Raw genomic sequence first — 20,694 nt, 5'->3', positions numbered from 1 at the left:
CGATCTCCCTCCCCCATACCCCCTGCCCGTATAAGCTCGCGCCGACCGCCCCTGCGCCGCGGAGAGTTCGCCTCGGCGCTCTGCCGGGACCCTCCGGGGGTGCTCCGGGGAGTTGCGTCCGCACCGGCGCACGGCGGCCCGTGCGCCGGCTCGCCGCCGGCGCGGCAACGGTGAGGCGAGCGCGGGAGGGGCGGACTGATGGCGGGTGCGGACTGGCTGCCGGTGCTCCTGCTGCTGGGGGTGGCCTCGGCGGGCGTCGCGGTCCTGTACGCGATCGGCGGTGTCCTGCGGGTCGTGCGGGAACCGCTCACGGACGTGATGCCGTTCAGCGGAGGCCTGAGTCCGCAGGAGCACCCGTTCTCCCGCTTCCATGTGCGCTGGTACCCGGTGACGATGATCTTTCTCGCCTTCGACATGGAGATGCTGTTCATGTACCCGTGGACGCTCGTCGTCGGAGAGGTCGGCGTCACCGCCGTGGTGGAGATGTTCCTCTTCCTGGGCATCCTCCTGGCCGCGGTCGGCTACGCATGGCGGGAAGGCGCCCTGCGATGGACCTGAGGAAGCGGATCCTGCGGGCCGCACTGGCCCGGCCCGCCGTGCTGCCCGCGGTCTGCCCGGGCGCGACGGAGGCCCGGGTCCTCCTGGAGCGCGAACTGCGGTCACGGGGCTGGCCCTTGGCCGCCGGCCCGGCGACGGCGAACCTCCTCGTCGTGGTCGGCCGTCCCGCACCCACGCGGATGGACTGGTGCGAGGGACTGTGGCGCGCGATGCCCGCCCCGCGGGCCCGCATCGTCATCGTCGCTCCCGAACAGATCGCGCGCGGCCTCGACGCGGGCGCGGCCGCGCTGCTGCGCCCGGCGGCCGTCACCCCTCGGCTCCCCCGTCCCGGTGCGCGGCCCGAGGACCACCGGCACGGGCCCGCGCCGCACGCCGCCCAAGAGGGGCACGGTGAGCACGGGGCACGTCGCGGCGCGCACGCGACGCACGAGGGTCACGGTGGACACGGCGACCACGAAGGCCACGAAGCCCACGGCGGCCACGACATGGCGATGCAGGTCTCCGGGCTGCCCATGGCCGACCGCGCCGACGACCGGGACGGGCTGCGGCTCGATCAGCTCCATGTCCCGCTGGGGCCCGCCCTGTTGGACTGGCCCGCGGGTCTGGTGCTCCGTCTCGCCCTCCAGGGTGACGTGATGCAGCGCGTACACGTCGAGCAGATCGCCGCCCCGGCCGACCAGGGGCGGCCGTACTGGGACGAGCCGTGGCTGCGGGCCGCTGCGGGTGAGGCCGTACCGCGCGGACTGGCGGCGCGACGGCTGTGTGCGGCCCATCTCGACAGCGTGGGCCGCCTGTTGGCGGTGGCCGGCTGGCCTGCGCAGGCGCAACAGGCCCGGGCCGCCCGGGACACGGCGCTGGAGGGCGCCCCGGCGAAGGCTGTCGTGGCGGCGGTCTCGCCCTTGGTGCGGAGGGTCGGCCGTTCACGGACCCTCCGATGGCTGACCAAAGGAGTGGGTGTGCTGGACGCGCGGACGGCCGCGGCGGCGGGCGTCTCGGGCCCGGCGCTGACGGCCGGCGGGGATGTCTGGGACCGCCTGAACGTGTGGCTGGACGAAGCGGCTCGCGCCGCCGCGATGTGCCAGGAGACCGGACCCCTTCGCGGTTCGGACCTGACCGGGCCGCGCGGCGCTCTCGGTAGCCCGCTGCCGCCGTCACAGGCCCTTCTCGACGTACTCCCCCGGCTCCTGGAGGGTGCGGAGTTCGCGAGTGCCCGGCTCACCGTGGCCAGTCTCGACCCCGATCTCGATGAACTCGCCCAGGCTCCCGCGGCAGTGACGGTGACTCATGACTGACACCACCTCTGTGTGGTCCGTCCTCGTCCTGCCCGGCGTCCTGGTGCTCGCCGCGGTGTGCGCGGCGTCCGCGGAAGCCGCGCTGGGGACGGGGCCCGGCGGCACGCGGCGGGCGGGGTGGCCCGGGCGTGAGGTTCTGCGGCTGCTGGTGCAGCAGCGCCGTACGACGAACGCCTCGGACCAACTGCTGCTGCGCGTCGGCGTGACACTTCTGCCGGTGGCCGCCGTCCTCGCCGGGGTCGTGGTGCCGCTGGGCTTCACGGCGGTGAGTGATCTCCCCGACGGGATCGTGTGGTTCAACGCGATGGAGGCCCTCGCCTGGGCGGCGGTCTGGCTGGCGGGCTGGGGACCGAACTCGGCCCTGTCGCTGATCGGGGGCTACCGGTTCCTCGCCCAGGGCCTGGCGTACGAGATCCCGCACATGCTGGCCATCACGACCGCCGCCCTCGGAGCGGAGTCGCTGCGCGTCGGCGCGGTCGTCGACGCGCAGGCCGGGCTGTGGTTCGCGGTGTGGATGCCGGTCGCGTTCGTCATCTATCTGGCGAGCGCGCTGGCCATGGCCTTCTGGGGCCCTTTCGACCAGCCCGTCGGCAGCGACGCGGCGGGTGGGGCCGCGGCCGAACTGTCCGGTGTGGAACGGGTGCTCTTCCTCGGCGGGCGCCGACTGCTGCTCACGGTGGCCGCGGCCGCCGCCGTTCCGCTGTTCCTCGGCGGCGGCCACGGGCCGTGGCTGCCGGGCTGGGCCTGGACCCTGCTCAAGACCGCGGCCGTCCTCGCCGTACTGATGTGGGCACGGCGCCGTCTGCCCGTGCTGCGCATGGACCGCTACATGGAAGTGGCCTGGGTGGTGCTGACACCGCTGGCCGTCCTCCAGGCCCTGGTGGTGGCGCTGGTGGTGCTCGGCCGATGACCGTGGAAGGGACCTGCCCGTGGTGAGTGATGCCGTCTTCTTCGTCCTGGCCGTCCTCGCCGTCGCCGCCGGGGTGATGGTCTTCGTCGTCGACTCCATGGCCCGGGCGACGTTCTCACTGCTGACCTCGCTGCTCGCCGTGGCGGGCGTGGTCGTCCTGCTGGGTCTGAACTACCTGGGCATCGTCATCGCCTTGATGATGACGATCGAGATGGCCATCATGGCCGTCTTCATGATCATGTACATGATGAATCCGGCCGGTCTGATGCCGATGACGATGATGCACAACGCCAAGGGCTCCGCGGTGCTGTGCACCGCGCTGTTCGTCCTCCTGGCGGCCGGGATCCTCCTGGCGCCGTGGCCCGCGCGCAAGGGACGACCGCCGCGGGACGTGACCATGGACCTGGGACTGTCCCTGATGGGACCTCAGATGCTGACGATGATGACCCTGGGAATGGCACTGTTCGCGACGATCGTCTCCAGCGTGGTGCTGGCCACCCGCCGCGGCCGCTACGACCGCCTCGGCGACGGCCTCGACGCGCGGCGCTCCGACGACCCGGTGCGGGGAGGGGTGGGCCGGTGAGCCTCGAAGCCGTCCTGCTGCTGGCCGCGGCCCTGTGGTGCACGGGCCTGTTCGGCGCTCTGACGCAGCAGTCGATCGTCATGCTGATGATGGGACTGGAGCTGATGCTCGGTGCGGTCATCGTCGCCGCGGCCGGTGCCTGGTACTACATCGCGCCGGGCCGTGCGGACGGACAGGTCGTCGTCCTCGTCGCGGTGACCGCCATGGCGCTGGAGATGGCGATCGGTTTCGCGGTCGTCACCGCCCTGTTCCGTCACCGCCAGGTCGACATGAGCGACATGGCCGCGGAGCTGAAGGAGTGAGCGGCGTGCTGTGGGCGCTGATCGCCCTGCCCCTGGGCGCGGGAAGCGTTCTGCTGGTGGCCGGCCGCCGTGCCGACCGGGCCGCCGCCGTCATCGCCGTGACCGCCATGCTCGTGACAGCGGGGGCGGCGGTGGCCGTGGCCTTCACCCAGCCGTCCGTCCGTGCGCCCTTCCTGTCCGGCCTGCCCGCCGAACTGACCGTCGACGGGCTCTCCGGTCTCCTCGCCGTCACCGTCGCGGCCGTCACCTTGCTCGTCCTGGCCTTCAGTGCGGCCGAGTTCGGCCCCGATCAGGCACGCGCCCGCTTCTTCGGCCTCATGCTGCTCTTCTCCGGAAGCATGCTCGTCACCGTCACCGCCGCCACCCTGCCGGTGCTGCTGATGGGCTGGGAGGTCATGGGCGCCACCTCCTGGGCACTGATCGGCTACTGGTGGCGCGACACCGCACGCGTCCGTGCCGCCAACACCGCCTTCCTCACCACGCGCACCGCCGACCTCGGTCTCTACCTCGCCGCCGGCGCCGCACTCGCCGCCGATCCCACCGGCACACTCGCCCTGGACGACCTGGCGAAGGCGGCGGACCCGTGGCGCTCCCTGATCTGCGCCGGGCTGATCGCCGCGGCGTTCGGCAAGTCCGCCCAACTTCCGTTCAGTTTCTGGCTCTCCCGCGCCATGGCCGGTCCGAGTCCCGTCTCCGCCCTGCTGCACTCCGCCACCATGGTCGTCGCCGGTGCCTATCTGCTGCTGCGTACGAACCCCTTGCTGGAGGCGTCCGGCTGGGGCACCCACGTGGTCGCGTGGACGGGAGCGCTCACCGCGATCGCACTCGGCCTGGTCGCTCTGGCACAGAACGATCTCAAGCAACTGCTCGCCGCCTCCAGTTGTGCCCAGATCGGCTTCATGGTGCTGGCCGCCGGAGCCGGCGGGATCACGGGCGGCACCCTCCAGCTGATCGCGCACGCGGCCGCCAAGAGCCTGCTGTTCCTCATCGCCGGAGCGTGGCTGACCGCACTGGGCACCAAGGCGCTGCCAGGACTGCGCGGCGCGGCCAGGCGTTACCGGGTTGCCGGCGTGCTGTTCACCGTCGGCGCATGCACCCTCGCCGGGCTGCCGCCGTTGTCGCTGTGGGCGACGAAGGACGTGGTGCTGGCGGCAGCGCTGGAGACCTCACCGTGGCTGTACGCGGCGGGGCTGACGGCCGCGGTGGTGTCCGCCCTCTACAGCGCCCGAGCGGTGTGGTTCGTCTGGCAGCCCACGCGGAGGGACGACCACGGCCTCGACAGCGAGGGGCGCGGCACCCGGCAGGTTCCGGGGCGGGTACTGCCGCCTCTGGCCGTACTCGCCCTGGCCTGTGCCCTGCTGAGCCCGTTGGCGTTCGACCCGGCGCGCGCCGCCGTGTCCCGGGTGCTGGGTGGGCGGTCCGAGCCCGCCCCGCACCTGTGGGAGTGGATGCTCTCCGGTGCCCTCGCTGTCGTCGCGGCGTCGGCCGGCTGGGCGTGGGCCTCCCGGAAGGAACCGCGTCCCACCCGGGCACCGGGCCTCGGCGGATCGGCGTCACCGGGCTTCCTCGGCGGCTGGCTGAAGCTGGAGCAGGCCGCCCATCTGCTGCTGGTGCGGCCGGTGTTCGCCCTCGCCCGTACGGCCGCGCGGTTCGACGACCGTGTCCTGGACGCCGCCGTGCGCGGCGCGGGCCGCGGGGCGATGGACCTGGCCCGTTGGTCCGATCAGCGGCTGGAGGCGGGGGTCGGCGGTTCGGTGTCCGCCGTCGCCTCGGCCGGGCGTGCGCTGGGCCGTCTCGCGCGACGGCCCCAGACGGGCCTGCTGCACCAGTACCTCGCCCAGGCCGTCGCGGCCTTCACCGTCCTTGCCGTCGTGTTCGTCCTCGTGAAGTAGGTCCCCGGTGCTGACCGTCCTCGCCTTCGCCCCTCTCGCCGTCGCCCTGCTGCTCCTCGCGCTCCCCCGCCGTACGTCCGACCGGACGGTCCGCGCGATCTGGACGGCGACGACGGTCGCCCTGCTGGCTTTCGTCGTCGTCCTGTGGGCCGGCTACGACGCGGACGGGGGGATGCAGTACGAGACACGGGTGCGGTGGATCCCCGGCGCAGGCGTCGGCTACCACGTCGGTGTGGACGGGCTGTCCCTGCCGATGCTCGGCCTGACCTGCGTGCTGTTCGCGGCCTGCGCCGTACGGTCCTGGCGCGACACCCGCCGGATCCGCGAGTTCGCGGCCCTGTTCCTGTTCCTGGAAACGACGTGCCTGGGTCTGTTCGTCTCGCTGGACCTGATCCTGTTCTTCGTCTTCTTCGATCTGTCCATCGTGGGCATGTACTTCGTCATCGCCGGCTGGGGCCACCGCGACCGGGCCCGCGCGGCGCTGATGTTCTTCCTCTACACCTTCCTCGGCTCGCTGGTGTTGCTGCTCGGCTTCATCGGCCTCTTTCTGGCCGCCTCGCCGCACACCTTCGACATGACCGACCTCGCCGCGGCGGACCCGCTCGCCGGACGTGCCGGCTACGCGGGTGTGGTGCTGCTGGCGATCGGCATCGGGCTGGCGGTCAAGACACCGACCGTGCCGTTCCACACCTGGCTCCCGCTCGCGCACACCGAGGCGCCCGCCGCGGGCTCCGCCGTCCTGGCCGGGGTGCTGCTGAAGATGGGCACCTACGGCTTCCTGCGCATCGCCATGCCGATGCTGCCCGACGCCTGGCGCCGCCACGCCACCGTGATCGTCGTCATCGGCGTCGTCTCGATCCTCTACGGGGCTCTCGTCGCCCTGGCCCAGACCGACTTCAAACGGATGATCGCCTACACGTCGGTCAACCACATGGGCTACATCGTCCTCGCCGTCGGCGCCGCCGCCGCGACCGCGGACACCAGCCGGCAGGCCCAGGCGCTGGCGGTGACCGGCGCGGTCACCCAGATGGTCAGTCACGGACTGCTCACCGGCGCCCTCTTCCTCCTCGCCGGATCCCTCTACGAACGCGGCCGCACCTACGACATGGACGCCTACTCCGGCATCGCGGCCCGCGCACCGGTGCTCACCGGCATGACGGCCGTCGCCGCCTTCGCCTCCCTCGGACTGCCCGGCTTCTCGGGCTTCATCGCGGAATTCCAGATCTTCACCGGCAGCCTCGGGCCCCGGCCGCTGGCCACCGCCCTGTCCGTCCTCGGCATCCTGCTGACGGCCGCTCTGTTCCTGCGCGCCCTCCAGAAGATGTTCCTCGGGCCGCTGCGCCTGCCCGACGCACCAGGAGCGCCCCGGCCGTTCGGTGATCTGCGCGCCCACGAGAACACGGCGGTCGTGCCGCTGCTGGCCCTGGCGGTCGTGGTGGGCATCACCCCCGGCTTCCTCCTCGACGTCATCGAACCCGCCTCCCACACGGTGCTGGAGCTGCTGACGCGATGACGGAGATGAACGAGAATCCCGTCGCGATCCTCCCCGAGATCTTCCTGGCCGCCGGGGCCGTCCTGGGCCTGCTGCTGGGTGCCTGGCTGCCCCGCTCCCGCCAGTGGATCGTCGGAGCCGGCGCCGGGGCCGCCTGCACGGCGGGCATCGTCGCTGCCGTGGTCGCGGCCTCCGGAAGCCCGACCGCCGTCTTCGGCGACTCGTTCGCCGTCGACCCGCTCACCGGCGCCTGCCGCGTCATCATCCTCGGCGGCGGTCTGATCGTCCTCGCCCTGAGCCTGCGCCCCCTGCACGCCGACCGGCGCGAGGCCGAGTTCTACGTGCTGCTCCAACTCGCCCTGTTGGGCGCGGTGATGCTGGCCGCGGCCCAGGACCTGCTCCTCCTCGCCGCCGCCTACCTGCTCGCCTCCATCCCCACGTACACCCTTGCCGGCTTCCGCAAGGACGGCCCCGGCACCGAAGCGGCCCTGAAGTACTACGTGGTCGGCGCCCTCCTCGGCGTTCTCCTGCTCACCGGCGTCACCCTCGTGTACGCCACCGGCCGCGCGACCTCCTACCCCCTCCTGGCCACGGCGCTGGTGGACGCGCCCGAAGCGCTGCTCGCCACGGGGGTACTGGGCGTGCTGGCCGGACTGCTGTTCAAGGCCGGTGCGGTGCCCGCCCACTTCTGGGTCCCGGACGCGGTGCAGGGCAGCAGTCCACCGGTCGCCGCGCTCCTCGCCACCCTGCCGAAGATCGGTGCACTCGCCGCCGTATTCCGCCTCGGGGCGGTGCCCCTGGCGGGCAGCCCACTGCCGTGGGCGGCGCTGATCGCCGTCCTGGCCGCCGCGTCGATGACCCTGGGCAACCTCGCGGCCTTCTTCCAGAACGACGTCAAGCGGCTGCTGGCGTACTCGACCATCAGTCAGGTCGGCTATCTGCTGATGCCGGTGGCTGTCGCGACCGCCTCCGGCCGGGCCCAGCCGGCGCTGCTGTACTACCTCGCCGCCTACACCGTCACCAACCTCGGGGCATTCGCCGTGGTCTGCGCTCTGCCCGGCCGGACGACCGTCGACGACTACCGCGGACTGGCGCGTGAACGGCCTCTGTTGGCCGTGAGTCTGATCGTCTGCCTGCTGGGTCTGGTCGGTACCCCGCCCACGGCTGTCTTTCTCGGCAAGCTCGAGGTGTTCAGCGCCGTCATCGACGGCGGGTACGCCTGGCTCGCCGTCCTGGCCGCGTTCAACACCGTCGCATCCGTCTTCTACTACCTGCGGTGGATCGTCCCCGCGCTCAGCCGCGGTGACCGTCGGACACCCGGGGGCGGCCGGCAGGCGTTCGACGAGGGAAGCCGCACGGCCCGCACGGTGGCCTGCACCGCGGCCGCCGCCTCGCTCGTGCTGGGAGTGATCGGCGGACCGGTGCTGGCCCTCCTGGACGGACCGCTCAACCAGTGACCGACCGCGACCGCTGACCGACCGGGAACCGGCTCCCTGCTCCGGATCGTTCGACACGGGCCGTGCCAGGCACGGGACGTGTCACGCTGCCACCGGCTCACGGGCGACTTCCTCGGCACAGGCGATCGGGCACAGCTCACCGACGTGACCGGCCGCGGTACGCCAGGCAACCGTCACGGCCTCGCGCACCCGCGCCGACGCCAGGGACGCGTCCCCCGTGAGCCGCAGGGGCGCTCCGACGTGGACGTGCAGGGCAGGCCGTCGCACGGGAGCGGTGACCAGTCCCGCCAGTTGCTTCGCCCAGGTGCCGGACGAGAGCCGCCGGGCTCCCACCTGGCCGAGCGGCGACACCGGAGCTCCGGTGTGCTGCGCGAGCCGGGCAACGCCCGTACGGAATGCGGCGGGAGGGGCTTCGCCGGAGCCCTTCCGGGGCGGGATGCCGCCCTCTCCGTAGATGAGGACGATCCGGCCGGCCGCGAGGGCGTCCGCGGCACCGGCCAGGGCGTCGGACGCCCGTGGGCCGTTGCGGTGCACCGGGACGAAGCCCTCGTGGGTGAGCGCCCGGCCGAGTCCCGGAACGCGCCAGAGCCCTGCGGTCGCCAGTACCACCGGCTCGACACCGAGGCGGTGCAGCGCGGCGAGCACCACGGCCGGGTCGGCGAGGGAGGTGTGGTTCGCGACGACGACAGTGCCGGGCACGAGCCGGGCCTCGGGGTCCGTCGTCACGGTGAGACGGCCGAATGCGGGCACCACGGTCCCGGCGATACGGCTGAGCATGGGCGGACCTCCACAGGGGCGACGACGGGAAGAGATCCTCATCGTCGGCCGCGGGGCCGGTCCGCGCCTGAGCGCTGCTACTCATCTCCGGAGTAGGTCGCCCCGGCCGGCCGTGGGGAGGGACGGCAAAGGCCCCGGCGCCATGGTCGTCTGACCATGACACCGGGGCCCTGCTCGGTTCACGTCTCCGCGTCGGCGGATCCTCAGCCGCGGCGGGTGGCGGCGCTGCTCCCGTAACGGCGCTCGAAGCGCTGTACGCGACCGGCGGTGTCCATCACACGCGAGGTGCCCGTGGAGAACGGGTGGCTCGCGGAGGACGTCTCCACGTCGATCAGGGGATACGTGTTGCCGTCCTCCCATTGGATCGTCCGTGCGGAGCCGGCGGTCGAACGTGTCAGGAACGCCACGTCGGCGGCTCGGTCACGGAAGACGACCGGACGGGATTCGGGGTGGATACGAGGCTTCATACGGTGTCCTTCCTGCTGCCGTCCGCCGGCTGTGGAGAGCGGGCGGCCGGCGTGTTTCAGCGCTGCTCGCGGAACAGGACGTGCTCCCCCGCTGCCGCGTCGAACTTGCGCAGCACGAGGCGGTCGGGGTCGTTGAGCCGGTTCTTGCGCGTCACATATGTGGTGCCGGTGCCGGCCGACGACCGGAGCGTGACGACGGGGCGTGCGGTACTGCGGGCCATGCGTCCTCCTTGCGCGGAACACCCACCTGAGCTTGTCTCGCTCATGTCAATGTCTGCTTGTTTCAACGGCGGGCCTGCCCGAGGTATTCCCCCGGGCGAACCCGCCGGTGGGTCAGCCCTGACGAGCCTTGAAGCGCGGGTCCTTCTTGTTGATGACGAAGGTGACACCCCTCCGTCGGACCACCTGCGCTCCCGGCTTCGACTTCAGGGAACGAAGAGACTTGCGAACCTTCACGGCCGTTCCACCTTCCGTCGGGCCTCAGGCCGGAAAGCCTGTGCGGATGCGTCAACCGGGAACCCGCCGTCTCTATTCCTCCGGTGTGCCGCCGGGCGGCCGGGGCCGCGCGGAGGTGCTGAGGCCGCACCGTGCGGAGATACTGCTCCGGTGAGCGGGACAGCGGACGACTCCGGCCTCTCAGGTCGGACGACCGATGCCGGTGAGGTCAACAAGCCCCTGCGGGACTTCCTCCGCACGGAGACCGGCAGTGCCGCCGTGCTGCTCGCCGCCGTGGTGGCCGCCCTCGTCTGGGCGAACGTCGATCTGCACGCGTACGAGATGGTGTGGGCCACCGACCTGTCCGTCCGGATCGGCTCGTACGGTCTCTCGCTGGATCTCCACGAATGGATCAACAGCGGACTCATGACGTTCTTCTTCCTCGTCGTGGGGCTGGAGGCGCGGCGCGAGTTCGACGTGGGCGAACTGCGCGACCGGCGCTGGGTGCTGCTGTCGCTCCTCGCCGGCGTCAGCAGCATGATCGTGCCGGTTCTCATCTATCTGGCGATCAACAGCGGCCGCGATTCGGTGCACGGCTGGGGTGCGGCGATGTCCACGGACACGGCCTTCGCCCTCGGCATCCTCGCGATTCTCGGCTCGCGGCTCCCCGCATCGCTCCGGGCCTTCATCCTGTCCGTCGCCGTGGTCGACGACCTGATCGCGCTGCTGGTCATCGCCGTCTTCTACAGCGAGTCGATCCACCTGCCGGCGCTCGCCGTGGCCGTCGGCGCGCTGGCTCTGATCCTCGTGGTCCGCTTCGCGGGCGTCAGACGAGGCCCGCCGTACGCGGTGCTCGCCGTGGTCGTCTGGGTGGCGCTCCAGAAGGCGGGCATCGACCCCGTGGTCACGGGGCTCGCGGTGGGGGCGCTCGCCGTCGCCTACCCGGCCGCACGCAGCGATCTGGAGGCCGCCAGCGGGCTGTTCCGCCGCTTCCGTGAACAGCCGACGCCGGAACTCGAACGGTCCGTACGGCGCGGCCTGGCCTCGGCCGTCTCGACGAACGAGCGCCTGGTGCAGATGTACCACCCCTGGACCAGCTATGTGATCGTGCCGCTGTTCGCCCTGGCCAATGCCGGCATTCCGGTGGGCGCGGACGAACTGGCGCGCGCCTTCACCTCCCCCGTGACCCTCGGCATCCTCGCCGCGTACGTGGTCGGCAAGCTGGTGGGCGTCCTCGGCTCCACGGCGCTGGTCACCCGCCTCACCCGCCGTCGGCTGCGCCCGCCGGTGGGCTGGGGCTCGGTCGCCGCGGCGGGCAGCATCTCGGGAGCCGGCTTCACGGTGTCCCTGCTGATCGCCGCGCTGGCCTTCGAGGGCGAGGAGCTCGACAACGCCAAGATCGGCATTCTCGCCACGCTGATCGGCGCCTTCGTCGTCAGCTGGTCGATCACCGTGGTGATCGGGCTGCTGCCGGCCCGCCGTCGCGCCCGTGCCCTGCTCGGCACCACCGAACCCCTCACGGACCTCGCCGTCCCGGTCGACGAGGAACGCGACAGGATGCGCGGCCCACGGGACGCCCCGGTGACCGTCGTCGAGTACGGCGACTTCGAGTGTCCCTACTGCGGCCAGGCGGAACCGGTCGTACGGGAAATGCTCGCGGACGAAGGCGACGTCCGGTATGTGTTCCGCCACCTGCCCCTGACCGATGTGCACCCCAACGCCCAGCTCGCCGCCGAGGCGGCGGAGGCCGCCGGCGAGCAGGGGGCGTTCTGGGAGATGCACGACCTGCTCATGGAGCGGCAGGACGCGCTGCGCCCCACCGACCTGGTGCGCTACGCCTCGGAACTGGGGCTGGACGTGGACGCCTTCCGCCATCACATCAAGCGTCGCCGTGGAGCCGGGCGGATCGCCGATGACGTGGAATCCGCCGACCTGAGCGGTGTGACCGGTACCCCGACGTTCTTCGTCAACGGGCGCCGTCATCAAGGGGCGTACGACATCACCGGCCTGACGGAGGCGGTCGAACTGGCCCGCCAGCGCTCCCTGCTCTCCCCGCCTACCTGATCCGGCCTGCCCGACCGCCTGATCCCGCACTTCGGCCGAGGGCCCGCAGAACGCCCGGTGTCCGGGCCGTCAGCGGGTACTCGACAGGCCGGAGCCGCTATCGGTGCAGAGAGGGCAGACCATGACCGACACCTCGTTGAGGGCCGTGGGGTGGGCCCAGTCCTTCCCCGTGTCCGACGGCGTACGGGCAGGACGCGAGTGGGCGCGGGAACACCTGGAGGCCCTCGGCTGGACCGCGCGGGCGCCGGAGACGGTGGACGCGGTCCTGCTCACCGTCTCCGAGCTGGTCACCAACGCGCATGTGCACGCCCACAGCGACGCCCAGCTCATCCTGACCTGGGACAGCGAGTGCCTGCACGTCAGCGTCCACGACTCGGACACCGGGGTCCCCACGCCCCGCGAACCCGACTCGACCAGGCCGTCAGGACGAGGGCTCGTGCTCATCGACGCTCTCGCGGACCACTGGGAGACCCGCCCCCAGCCGGGTGGCAAGACCATCACGGCCTGCTTCACCCCGGGCGGCGAGCCGTCGCCGCACCCCGCTGACTGAGAGATCTCACGGACAGATCTCAGGAGAACGCGGGCTCACCGGTCGGTGAGCAGGCCGGACCGCAGTTTGCCCAGCGTGCGGGCCAGCAGCCGCGAGACGTGCATCTGGGAGATGCCCAGTTGCTCACCGATCTGCGCCTGGGTCATCTCGCCGCCGAAGCGCATGTCGATGATGGTCCGCTCGCGGTCGTCCAGCTGGTCGAGGAGGGGAGCGAGGGCATGGAGGTCCTCGAAGAGGTCCATCGCAGGATCGCACTCGCCCATGGTGTCGGCGTAGACACGTCCGCCGTCGCCCGCCTCGTCGTCGCTGACGCCGGGGGTGTCGATGGAACCCGCGGTGTAACCGTTGGCGGCCACCAGCCCTTCGAGGACCTCCTCGTCGGTCAGGTCCAGATGGGCGGCCAGCTCCTTGACGGTGGGGTCGCGGTCCATCCGGGTGCAGAGCACTTCCTTGGCCTTGGCCAGGTCGACGCGCAGCTCCTGGAGGCGGCGCGGCACGTGCACGGCCCAGGTGGTGTCGCGGAAGTACCGCTTGATCTCGCCCACGATGTAGGGCACGGCGAACGAGGTGAACTCGACCTCGCGGGCCAGTTCGAACCGGTCGATCGCCTTGATCAGCCCGATGGTGCCGACCTGGACGATGTCCTCCATCTCGCCGCTGCCGCGGTTGCGGAACCGCCGGGCGGCGAAGCGGACCAGGGACAGGTTCATCTCGATCAGTGTGTTGCGGGCGTACTGGTACTCGTGGGTGCCTTCGTCCAGGGCCTGGAGCCGGGAGAAGAACAGCCGCGACAGCTCCCGGGCGTCCTTGGGGGCGATCTTGCCCGCGTCGTCGATCCAGGGCAGTCCGCCCGTGGCGTCCAGCACCGCCGGCGGTGCCGACCGGCGGCTCGTACGGGGCGTTCCGCTCACCTGTGTGGATGTCGTCACGACGTCACCTCGGGTTGGGGGCCTTTCAGGCACCTGCCCCGACAGCGCGGCCCTACACCGTTGCCGCCCGACAACTTTTGCACCGGATCAGAGCCGACCTGATCGGGACCGCCGGGTCGGTACGACGGACGATCGGAACGACGAACCGGGCCATCGGACCAGCCCGATGGATCAGACCGTGGGCAGGGCATGCCCACGGCCCGGGACACCGTCAAGGGCCCGGGACACCGTCAGGGGCCCGGGACACCGTCAGGCGCGGTGGCTGCCGTAGTACCCGCCGAGCTGCTGGTGATAGCCCAGATCCCCGAGGTGCTCCTCCTTGTCGAACTCGGGAGCGTCCTTGATCTGCGCCTTCGTGCGGTCGACGTGGATCGTCTCGCCGTCGGTGTCGATGCGGGAGACGGTGCCGGCGGGCAGCAGAACCTGCTTGCCGAAGATCCATATCCCGGTGTCGACGACCAGATAGGCGGAGCCGATGTCGTCGGAGTGCTTGTCGACCTTGCCGATGCTTCCGTCCAGAGCCTCGACCTTGTACCCGACCAGGTCGACCCCCGCGATATGCCCTGCCGTCTGCGGGTAACCCCAGATGTTCTCGCTCACGCGCGCCTCCTCGTCCGCGATGCGCACCCGGCCGGCAGGCCCCTTCACGGAGCCCCGGCCCTGACGGACTCCGAGTTCCCCTGCGGGAGCGGGTCACACACCGCACAGGACACACGACGCGGGCCGTAGCACCATGGAGATCCCACCGCACTCCACGAGCTGGAGGACTGTCATGGAGACCCAGGCGGCCGGTACCCGAGACACTTCGTCGCTGCTGCGGATCTATCTCAACGACCATCTGTCCGGTGCGACGGGCGGCGTGGAGCTGCTGCGGCGCTCCGCGCGATCGCACCGGAGCAGCTCGATCGGGACGGAACTCGCGAGACTGGCCGCCGAGGTGGCGGCGGACCGGGAGACGCTGCTCCGGCTCATGGCGCAGCTCGGTGTGCCGCCGCAGCGGGCCAAGGTCGCCCTCGGGTGGATGGGCGAGAAGGCGGGCCGGCTGAAGTTCAACGGCCGCGTCGCCTCCCGCTCGCCGCTCAGCGACGTCCTGGAGCTGGAGGTCATGCGGCTGGGGGTGGAGGGGAAGGCGTCCTGCTGGCGGACGCTGCGTGCGCTGGCCGAGTCCGACGACCGGCTGGACGCGGGCCAACTCGACGGACTCCTCGACCGGGCGAAGGAGCAGGCAGCGGCCCTGGAGGCGATGCGGACGTCCGTCGCGGCCGACGTGCTGGGCGGTGGGCGCGCGCGGAACTGACGGCGGTAGCCGGTCCGTGGGCCGCGTCTGAGATGCTGGCGCGGTGTCCCATCCATCGTTCGACGCGGGCCCGATAGCGGCCGACCCTCCGCACCGTACGGAGAACCCGCTGCTCACGCAGTCGTGGCTGGACCTGGCGTTCCTGCACTGGGCCGTGGACCCGGCCGATGTGGCTCCCCTGCTCCCCACCGGAACCGTGCCCGACACGCTCGACGGGGTCAGTTACGTCGGCCTCGTCGCCTTCCGTATGCACCGCGTGGGGTGGTTCCGGCTGCCCGGAGTCCCGTATCTGGGGACCTTCCCGGAGACCAATGTCCGGCTCTACTCGGTGGACGCACACGGACGGCGTGGGGTCGTCTTCCGTTCGCTCGACGCCTCACGGTTCATCCCCGTGGCGGTGGCCCGCGCCCTCTTCAGACTGCCGTACATGTGGTCGCGGATGACCATCCGTCACACGGACGAGACGATCACCTACAACAGCGCCCGGCGTTGGCCGGGGCCTCGGGGCGCGCACAGCAGGATCAGCATCCGCATCAGGGAGAGCATCGAGGAGCCGAGCGACCTCGAACACTTCCTCACCGCTCGCTGGGGCATGCACAGCACCTTCTTCGGACGGCAGCTCTACCTGCCCAACACCCACCCCCGGTGGCCGCTGCACCGGGCCGATCTGGTCGAGTGCGACGAGTCCCTCATCACGGCCGCCGGGCTCCCGGCACCCGTCGGCGATCCGGTGAGCGTCCTGTACTCGCCCGGTGTCCCGGTACGGTTCGGCCGCCCCGCCCGGCCGGGCGGCATCCCCACTCCCTGACGGCGCCGATCAGGGGTCTTCGCCGTCGGCGGCGAGGGCCTTGTTGCGGCGTACGGACGACAGGAACGACGCCCCGATCAGCACGACACCGATCAGTCCGGTGATGATCTCGTTGATCTGGTACTGGATGGTGATGAGCAGGATGACGGCGAGGGCGCCGATCGCGTAGTGCGCGCCGTGCTCCAGGTAGACGTAGTCGTCGAGCGTGCCCTGGCGGACCAGATAGACCGTCAGCGACCGGACGTACATCGCCCCGATGCCGAGGCCCAGCGCCATGAGCACGATGTCGTTGGTGATGGCGAAGGCGCCGATGACACCGTCGAAGGAGAACGACGCGTCCAGGACCTCGAGGTAGAGGAACATGAAGAACGCGGCCTTGCCCACCAGGACGACGGCGGACGGTTCTTTTCCGCTGCGCCGTGCCTCCTCCTCGGCCCGGTGCTCGCGTTCCTCCGCCTCTTCCAGCCTGTTCTCGAAGAACCCCGACAGTCCGCCGACCACGAGATACGTCACCAGCCCCGCGACGCCCGAGATGAGCACGGTCTCGCCCTTGTCGACGTGGGTGCCGCCGTGCTGATGGGCGTGGGTCGCGAAGGTCGTGGCGCTGATCATCAGCACGATCAGGGCGATGCAGACCGACAGCATCTCGATCTTGCCCAGCTTGGCCAGCGGGCGCTCGAGCCGGCCGAGCCACTTGATGTCACGTTCGGCGAAGACGAAGTCGAGGAAGATCATCAGCAGGAACATCCCGCCGAACGCGGCGATCGAGGGATGCGCGTCGGTCACGAGTTCCTGGTAGCGGGGCTTGTCCGTCAGGGCGAGGTGCACCGCGTCGACCGGACTGAGCTGGGCGCTGACGGCGACGATGACGACCGGGAAGATCAGCCGCATACCGAAGACGGCGATCAGCACGCCCACCGTGAGGAAGATGGTCTGCCAGAAGGCGCTCATCTTCTTCAGGATTCCTGCATTGATCACCGCGTTGTCGAACGACAGCGAGACCTCGAGGACGGTCAGGATCGCGACGACCCCGAGTGCCGCCCACCCGTCGTAGAACACCGCCACCACGAGACCGAGGGCGGTGACCCCGAACGACCAGCGAAACGTCTTCCACAGCATCCGCCATCCCCATCAATCGCGTAGGCAGACCGACATCACCCCACCATAGGCACGCCGGACGGCGCGCGATCAATTGACGTGCTGCTGCCAGTCGGGAGGTACGGCGCCCTGCGGCCCGGGCGTCGGCTGAGCGAGGGGATGGGCGGCGGGAGGCGGCAGTTGGGGGCCGCCCTCGTAGTACTGCTCCGTCTCGACGTTCCAGAACCACTCCTCGCCCGGTTCGAAGCTGGTGAGGAACGGGTGGCCCTCCTGCTTCGCGTGCCGCGTGCCGTGCTGCGACGGTGACGAGTCGCAGCAACCGATGTGGCCGCATGCGGCGCAGCGGCGCAGATGCACCCACCAGCCGGGCCCGTCGCCGGCCAGGCACTCGGCACATCCCTCCCCGCTGGGCTTCGCCGCGGGGTCGATACCGGGGATCCGGTCGTCTGCCATGGCGTCTCTCCTCACTCAGCCGGAGGCTGGTTCGGTTCCGGTACTGCCGACGTCCTCGGGCGGCGGACTGTCGTCGTCCGAGGGGGGTGTGATGGGCAGACAGACGCGGAAGCGCGTGTCGCCGGGCCGCGAGTCGACCCGGATGTCGCCGTGGTGCTTGTTGACGACGATGCGATAGGAGATGTCGAGACCGAGTCCGGTGCCCTCGCCGACCGGTTTGGTGGTGAAGAAGGGCTCGAAGATCCGCGGGCGGACGTCGGCGGGGATGCCGGGGCCGGTGTCGCGTACCTCGATGAAGAGGCGCTCGCCCTCCCGCCAGGTGGTGATCGTGAGGGTGCCGCTGCCGTCCATCGCACCGAGCGCGTTGTCGATGAGGTTCGTCCACACCTGGTTGAGTTCGGCGCCGTACGCCGGGACGGGCGGCAGGGTGCGGTCGAACTCCTTGACCACGCGCACACCGGAGGGAATCTTGGCCTGGAGCATCACGAGCGTGGCGTCGAGGAGTTCGTGCACATCGACGGGCTGCTGGGCGGAGCGGTCGAGCTGCGAGTACTGGCGTGCCGCGTCGACGAGGCCGGAGATACGGCTGACGGCGTCCTCGATCTCGCTCATCAGCAGCTCGGTGTCGACGGTGTAGGTGAGCCACCCCACCGCTGCCTGACGGTTCTCGTCGCCCAGGTTCTCGGTCGCGTCCGCCAGCCAGTCGGGGTCGATGCCGCCGGCGACCAGGACGGGTGCGATGTCCCAGGGCCTGGCGACCTCGTGGTCCTCCAGCCAGTCGGCGACCTCGTCCTCGGCGTCGGACGACTCGATCGCCGTCAGCTTGGGGGCGTTCGTGGCCCGCTGAACAGCCGCGTCCTGCATCTCGACCAGCCGGTGCAGCTGGGTCCCGTCGACCCGGCCGTCGGCGATGAGGGCGAGCTTGTGGCGCATTTTGGTGACCCTGTCGCGCAGGGTGTCGGTGGCCCGGACGGCCGCGGCGGCGGGGTTGTTGAGCTCGTGCGTGAGGCCGGCGGTGAGGGAGCCGAGGGCGACCAGCCGTTCGCGTTCTCCGATGATGGTGTTGCTGGCCCGGGTCCCGAAGAAGAGGCCTTCGAGCAGATGCAGCGCCATGGGGAACCAGGTGCGGACGGCATAGGAGAACTCATCCGCGGGCAGCAGGAAGAGTTCGACGTCGGTGACCGCTTCCAGGGTGTTGGGGTAGACCTGGTCCACCCGGTCCCCCATGTAGGCCTGGGTGGCCCCGGCGTAGACGCCCCGCTGGTCGGTGCGGTTGAACTCGACGTCGTCGCCGTGGACACGGCGGCCGATGGAGACCGTGCCGCTGAGCAGGACGAAGAAGCAGGTGGCTGCCTCACCCTCGGAGTACACGGGCGAGCCCCCCGGTCGTGTCTCCACGCGGCCGCGTTCCGACAGCCACCGCAACTGCTTGTCGTCGAGGGCCTCGAAGAGGAACAGTTCCTGAAGTTCGGCCGGGGTGAGCCCGGTACGCGGGCCCGGGTCGTTCATGGCGCCTCCAGATAGCGGTGCACCAGGGAGACGGCCATGGCGCCCTCACCCACCGCGGATGCGACCCGCTTGACGGAATCAGCGCGTACGTCTCCGGCGGCGAAGACTCCGGGCACGCTGGTTTCGAGGTGGTAGGGGTCCCGGGACAGCGGCCAGTGGGCGGGCCTCGCTCCCTCGGTCAGCAGGTCGGGACCGGTGAGCACGAAGCCGCGACCGTCACGGGCGACCACGCCGTCCAGCCAGTCGGTGGGCGGCTCGGCGCCGATGAAGACGAACAGCCAGGAGGTGTCGGTCGTCACCACGTCCCCGGTCCGGTTGTCGCGCAGAGTCAGCCGTTGCAGATGTCTGTCGCCCTCGCCGCCCGTCACTTCGGTGTGCGGATGGACCTCGATGGTGTCGATGGCGCTGATCTGCTGCACGAGGTAGTACGACATCGACCGGATCAAGTCGGCGCCGCGGACGAGGAGATGGACGCGCCGGGCGTAACGGGAGAAGTAGACGGCGGCCTGGCCGGCGGAGTTGGCGCCGCCGACGATGTAGACGTCCTGGCCGGAGCAGTTCGCGGCCTCGAACGACGCCGAGCCGTAGAAGACGCCCGCTCCCGTGAACTCGTTCAGGCCCTCTCCCTCCAGTCGCCGGTACGACACCCCGGTGGCAAGGACCACCGTGTGCGCTCCGATGGAGGTGCCGTCGCTGAACCGCAGCACCCGGCCCGCTCCCGCCGCTTCCAGGGAAACCACCTCACGGGCGCTGAGGATCTCGGCGCCGAAGCGGGTGGCCTGGCGGCGGGCCCGGTCCGTGAGCTGCGCACCGGACACCCCGTCCGGGAAGCCGAGGTAGTTCTCGATGCGGCTGCTCTGGCCGGCCTGCCCGCCCGTCGCACTGCGCTCCACCAGGACGGTCCGCAGGCCTTCGGATGCCGCGTAGACCGCGGCTCCGAGACCGGCGGGGCCGGCGCCGATGACGACGACGTCGTAGAAATCGGAGGCGGGTGTGGTGCTCAGGCCGACCTGGGCGGCGAGCTCGGCCTCGGTCGGCGACTGCAGGGTCTTGCCCTCGGACGTGATCACCAGCGGTACGTCGTCGGCGCTCAGGCCCGCGGCGTCCAGGAGCCGTCTGCCCTCGGGTTCGTCGGCCGCGATCCAGCGGTAGGGCACGAGGTTGCGGGCGAGGAACTCCCGAACGGAGAAGGAGGGCGCCGACCAGCGGTGGCCGACGATACGAGTCTCGCCCGCCCCTCGTTCGGGGGCGTTCGACCACAGCTCCAGCAGGGAGTCCAGCACCGGGTAGAGGTTCTCCTCCGGCGGGCTCCACGGCTTGAGCAGATAGTGATCGAGATCGACGATGTTGATGGCGTCGATGGCGGCCCCGGTGTCGGCGTACGCCGTCAGCAGGACGCGTCTGGCCAGCGGGAAGAGGTCCATCGCCGCTTCCAGGAACTGCACGCCGTTCATCGTCGGCATGCGGTAGTCGGCGATCATCACGGCGAGTGGTTCGCCCCGCAGCTTGACCTCGCGCAGAGCCTCCAGCGCCTCTTCGCCCGACGGTGCCCGGAGCACGCGGTACCGGTCGCCGTACCGGCGACGGAGGTCGCGAGCGATGGCTCGGGAGACTCCTGGATCGTCATCGACGGTCAGGATGGTCGGCTTCGCCATGCCCACCATCATGCGCCGCACCGATCACGAATGCGATGCGAATGCCCGACGATCGCGGATCCGGCGGTCGGCGCGGCGCCCGGGGGAAGCTACCGCTAGATTTTTCGGCAGATCGTCCGGAGGCTGTCGAAAACGCGGCCCGTGCTTCTACCTACCTGCGAGGGCG

22 protein-coding genes are annotated in these 20,694 nt (G+C 70.9%); 12 read left to right on the top strand and 10 right to left on the bottom strand.

Annotated elements, in window-relative coordinates:
* Nucleotides 1–198 precede the first annotated feature (198 nt).
* Genes ACQPWZ_RS33475 through ACQPWZ_RS33440 form a run of 8 tightly spaced genes read left to right on the top strand, consistent with a single transcriptional unit; the run spans nt 199 to nt 8,486 of the window.
* Nucleotides 199–558 carry an NADH-quinone oxidoreductase subunit A gene (locus ACQPWZ_RS33475; RefSeq protein ID WP_356699924.1) on the top strand — a complete coding sequence of 120 codons (360 nt, stop codon included), beginning with the start codon at nt 199–201 and terminating at the stop codon, nt 556–558.
* The gene (locus tag ACQPWZ_RS33470; protein ID WP_433573293.1) at nt 549–1,850 is read left to right on the top strand and encodes a hypothetical protein; all 1,302 of its coding nucleotides are present in this window, start codon (nt 549–551) and stop codon (nt 1,848–1,850) included. Before ACQPWZ_RS33475 ends, ACQPWZ_RS33470 begins: the two co-directional genes overlap by 10 nt.
* Nucleotides 1,843–2,760: an NADH-quinone oxidoreductase subunit H gene (locus ACQPWZ_RS33465; protein ID WP_433573292.1), complete on the top strand. Its 918-nt coding sequence runs from the start codon at nt 1,843–1,845 to the stop codon at nt 2,758–2,760. Before ACQPWZ_RS33470 ends, ACQPWZ_RS33465 begins: the two co-directional genes overlap by 8 nt.
* Before the next feature lie 19 nt (nt 2,761–2,779).
* Nucleotides 2,780–3,343 (top strand): NADH-quinone oxidoreductase subunit J, encoded by a 564-nt coding sequence (locus tag ACQPWZ_RS33460; protein WP_433573291.1) that lies wholly within the window; start codon nt 2,780–2,782, stop codon nt 3,341–3,343.
* Nucleotides 3,340–3,645, top strand: coding sequence for an NADH-quinone oxidoreductase subunit NuoK (locus ACQPWZ_RS33455; protein WP_433573290.1), 306 nt, complete (start codon nt 3,340–3,342; stop codon nt 3,643–3,645). The genes ACQPWZ_RS33460 and ACQPWZ_RS33455 overlap by 4 nt, the downstream gene beginning before the upstream one ends.
* Entirely contained in the window at nt 3,642–5,537 is a 1,896-nt protein-coding gene (locus tag ACQPWZ_RS33450) for an NADH-quinone oxidoreductase subunit 5 family protein (RefSeq protein ID WP_433573289.1), read from the top strand. Before ACQPWZ_RS33455 ends, ACQPWZ_RS33450 begins: the two co-directional genes overlap by 4 nt.
* A gap of 7 nt (nt 5,538–5,544) precedes the next feature.
* Entirely contained in the window at nt 5,545–7,050 is a 1,506-nt protein-coding gene (locus ACQPWZ_RS33445; RefSeq protein WP_433573288.1) for a complex I subunit 4 family protein, read from the top strand.
* The gene (locus ACQPWZ_RS33440; RefSeq protein ID WP_433573287.1) at nt 7,047–8,486 is read left to right on the top strand and encodes an NADH-quinone oxidoreductase subunit N; all 1,440 of its coding nucleotides are present in this window, start codon (nt 7,047–7,049) and stop codon (nt 8,484–8,486) included. Before ACQPWZ_RS33445 ends, ACQPWZ_RS33440 begins: the two co-directional genes overlap by 4 nt.
* An 81-nt stretch (nt 8,487–8,567) precedes the next feature.
* Here ACQPWZ_RS33440 and ACQPWZ_RS33435 read toward each other — a convergent pair whose 3' ends face one another.
* From ACQPWZ_RS33435 to ykgO, 4 genes are all read right to left on the bottom strand, one after another.
* Nucleotides 8,568–9,263: a lysophospholipid acyltransferase family protein gene (locus tag ACQPWZ_RS33435; protein ID WP_340477148.1), complete on the bottom strand. Its 696-nt coding sequence runs from the start codon at nt 9,261–9,263 to the stop codon at nt 8,568–8,570.
* Between the two features lie 203 nt (nt 9,264–9,466).
* Nucleotides 9,467–9,730, bottom strand: a complete 264-nt coding sequence (locus ACQPWZ_RS33430) for a type B 50S ribosomal protein L31 (RefSeq protein ID WP_433573286.1) — start codon at nt 9,728–9,730, stop codon at nt 9,467–9,469.
* Between the two features lie 56 nt (nt 9,731–9,786).
* Nucleotides 9,787–9,951, bottom strand: a complete 165-nt coding sequence (gene rpmG / locus ACQPWZ_RS33425; RefSeq protein ID WP_340477146.1) for a 50S ribosomal protein L33 — start codon at nt 9,949–9,951, stop codon at nt 9,787–9,789.
* A gap of 112 nt (nt 9,952–10,063) precedes the next feature.
* Nucleotides 10,064–10,186 (bottom strand): type B 50S ribosomal protein L36, encoded by a 123-nt coding sequence (gene ykgO / locus ACQPWZ_RS33420; protein ID WP_028801377.1) that lies wholly within the window; start codon nt 10,184–10,186, stop codon nt 10,064–10,066.
* Between the two features lie 150 nt (nt 10,187–10,336).
* Between ykgO and nhaA the strand changes: the two genes are divergently transcribed.
* Nucleotides 10,337–12,229 (top strand): Na+/H+ antiporter NhaA, encoded by a 1,893-nt coding sequence (gene nhaA / locus ACQPWZ_RS33415; protein WP_433573285.1) that lies wholly within the window; start codon nt 10,337–10,339, stop codon nt 12,227–12,229.
* 121 nt (nt 12,230–12,350) lie between these two features.
* Entirely contained in the window at nt 12,351–12,779 is a 429-nt protein-coding gene (locus ACQPWZ_RS33410) for an ATP-binding protein (protein WP_356699947.1), read from the top strand.
* A gap of 35 nt (nt 12,780–12,814) precedes the next feature.
* Here the strand turns inward: ACQPWZ_RS33410 and ACQPWZ_RS33405 are convergent, their stop codons facing one another.
* Together ACQPWZ_RS33405 and ACQPWZ_RS33400 are read right to left on the bottom strand one after the other, a co-directional pair.
* Nucleotides 12,815–13,690, bottom strand: coding sequence for a SigB/SigF/SigG family RNA polymerase sigma factor (locus ACQPWZ_RS33405; protein WP_405576058.1), 876 nt, complete (start codon nt 13,688–13,690; stop codon nt 12,815–12,817).
* A gap of 267 nt (nt 13,691–13,957) precedes the next feature.
* Nucleotides 13,958–14,308, bottom strand: a complete 351-nt coding sequence (locus tag ACQPWZ_RS33400; protein ID WP_433573284.1) for a PRC-barrel domain-containing protein — start codon at nt 14,306–14,308, stop codon at nt 13,958–13,960.
* A gap of 172 nt (nt 14,309–14,480) precedes the next feature.
* Between ACQPWZ_RS33400 and ACQPWZ_RS33395 the strand changes: the two genes are divergently transcribed.
* Nucleotides 14,481–15,005, top strand: a complete 525-nt coding sequence (locus ACQPWZ_RS33395) for a hypothetical protein (protein WP_405574865.1) — start codon at nt 14,481–14,483, stop codon at nt 15,003–15,005.
* A gap of 43 nt (nt 15,006–15,048) precedes the next feature.
* Nucleotides 15,049–15,813 (top strand): YqjF family protein, encoded by a 765-nt coding sequence (locus ACQPWZ_RS33390; protein ID WP_433573283.1) that lies wholly within the window; start codon nt 15,049–15,051, stop codon nt 15,811–15,813.
* A gap of 9 nt (nt 15,814–15,822) precedes the next feature.
* Here ACQPWZ_RS33390 and ACQPWZ_RS33385 read toward each other — a convergent pair whose 3' ends face one another.
* The 4 genes from ACQPWZ_RS33385 to ACQPWZ_RS33370 all read right to left on the bottom strand — a co-directional run bounded on the left by ACQPWZ_RS33385 (nt 15,823) and on the right by ACQPWZ_RS33370 (nt 20,528).
* Complete coding sequence (locus ACQPWZ_RS33385; RefSeq protein WP_433573282.1) at nt 15,823–16,932, bottom strand: DUF475 domain-containing protein; 1,110 nt, start codon at nt 16,930–16,932, stop codon at nt 15,823–15,825.
* A 69-nt stretch (nt 16,933–17,001) separates the two neighbouring features.
* On the bottom strand, nt 17,002–17,364 hold the full coding sequence (locus ACQPWZ_RS33380) for a UBP-type zinc finger domain-containing protein (protein ID WP_340477140.1): 363 nt from the start codon (nt 17,362–17,364) through the stop codon (nt 17,002–17,004).
* Between the two features lie 15 nt (nt 17,365–17,379).
* Entirely contained in the window at nt 17,380–18,873 is a 1,494-nt protein-coding gene (locus ACQPWZ_RS33375; RefSeq protein ID WP_433573281.1) for an ATP-binding protein, read from the bottom strand.
* Complete coding sequence (locus ACQPWZ_RS33370; protein ID WP_340477137.1) at nt 18,870–20,528, bottom strand: FAD-dependent oxidoreductase; 1,659 nt, start codon at nt 20,526–20,528, stop codon at nt 18,870–18,872. The genes ACQPWZ_RS33375 and ACQPWZ_RS33370 overlap by 4 nt, the downstream gene beginning before the upstream one ends.
* Between the last annotated feature and the right edge of the window lie 166 nt (nt 20,529–20,694).

The sequence above is a fragment of the Streptomyces sp. CA-251247 genome (assembly GCF_050952975.1).
Taxonomy (GTDB): Bacteria; Actinomycetota; Actinomycetes; order Streptomycetales; family Streptomycetaceae; genus Streptomyces; species Streptomyces achmelvichensis.
The sequence above is the reverse complement of the archived record's forward strand: the minus strand, read 5'-3'. Positions and strand labels throughout refer to the sequence as shown.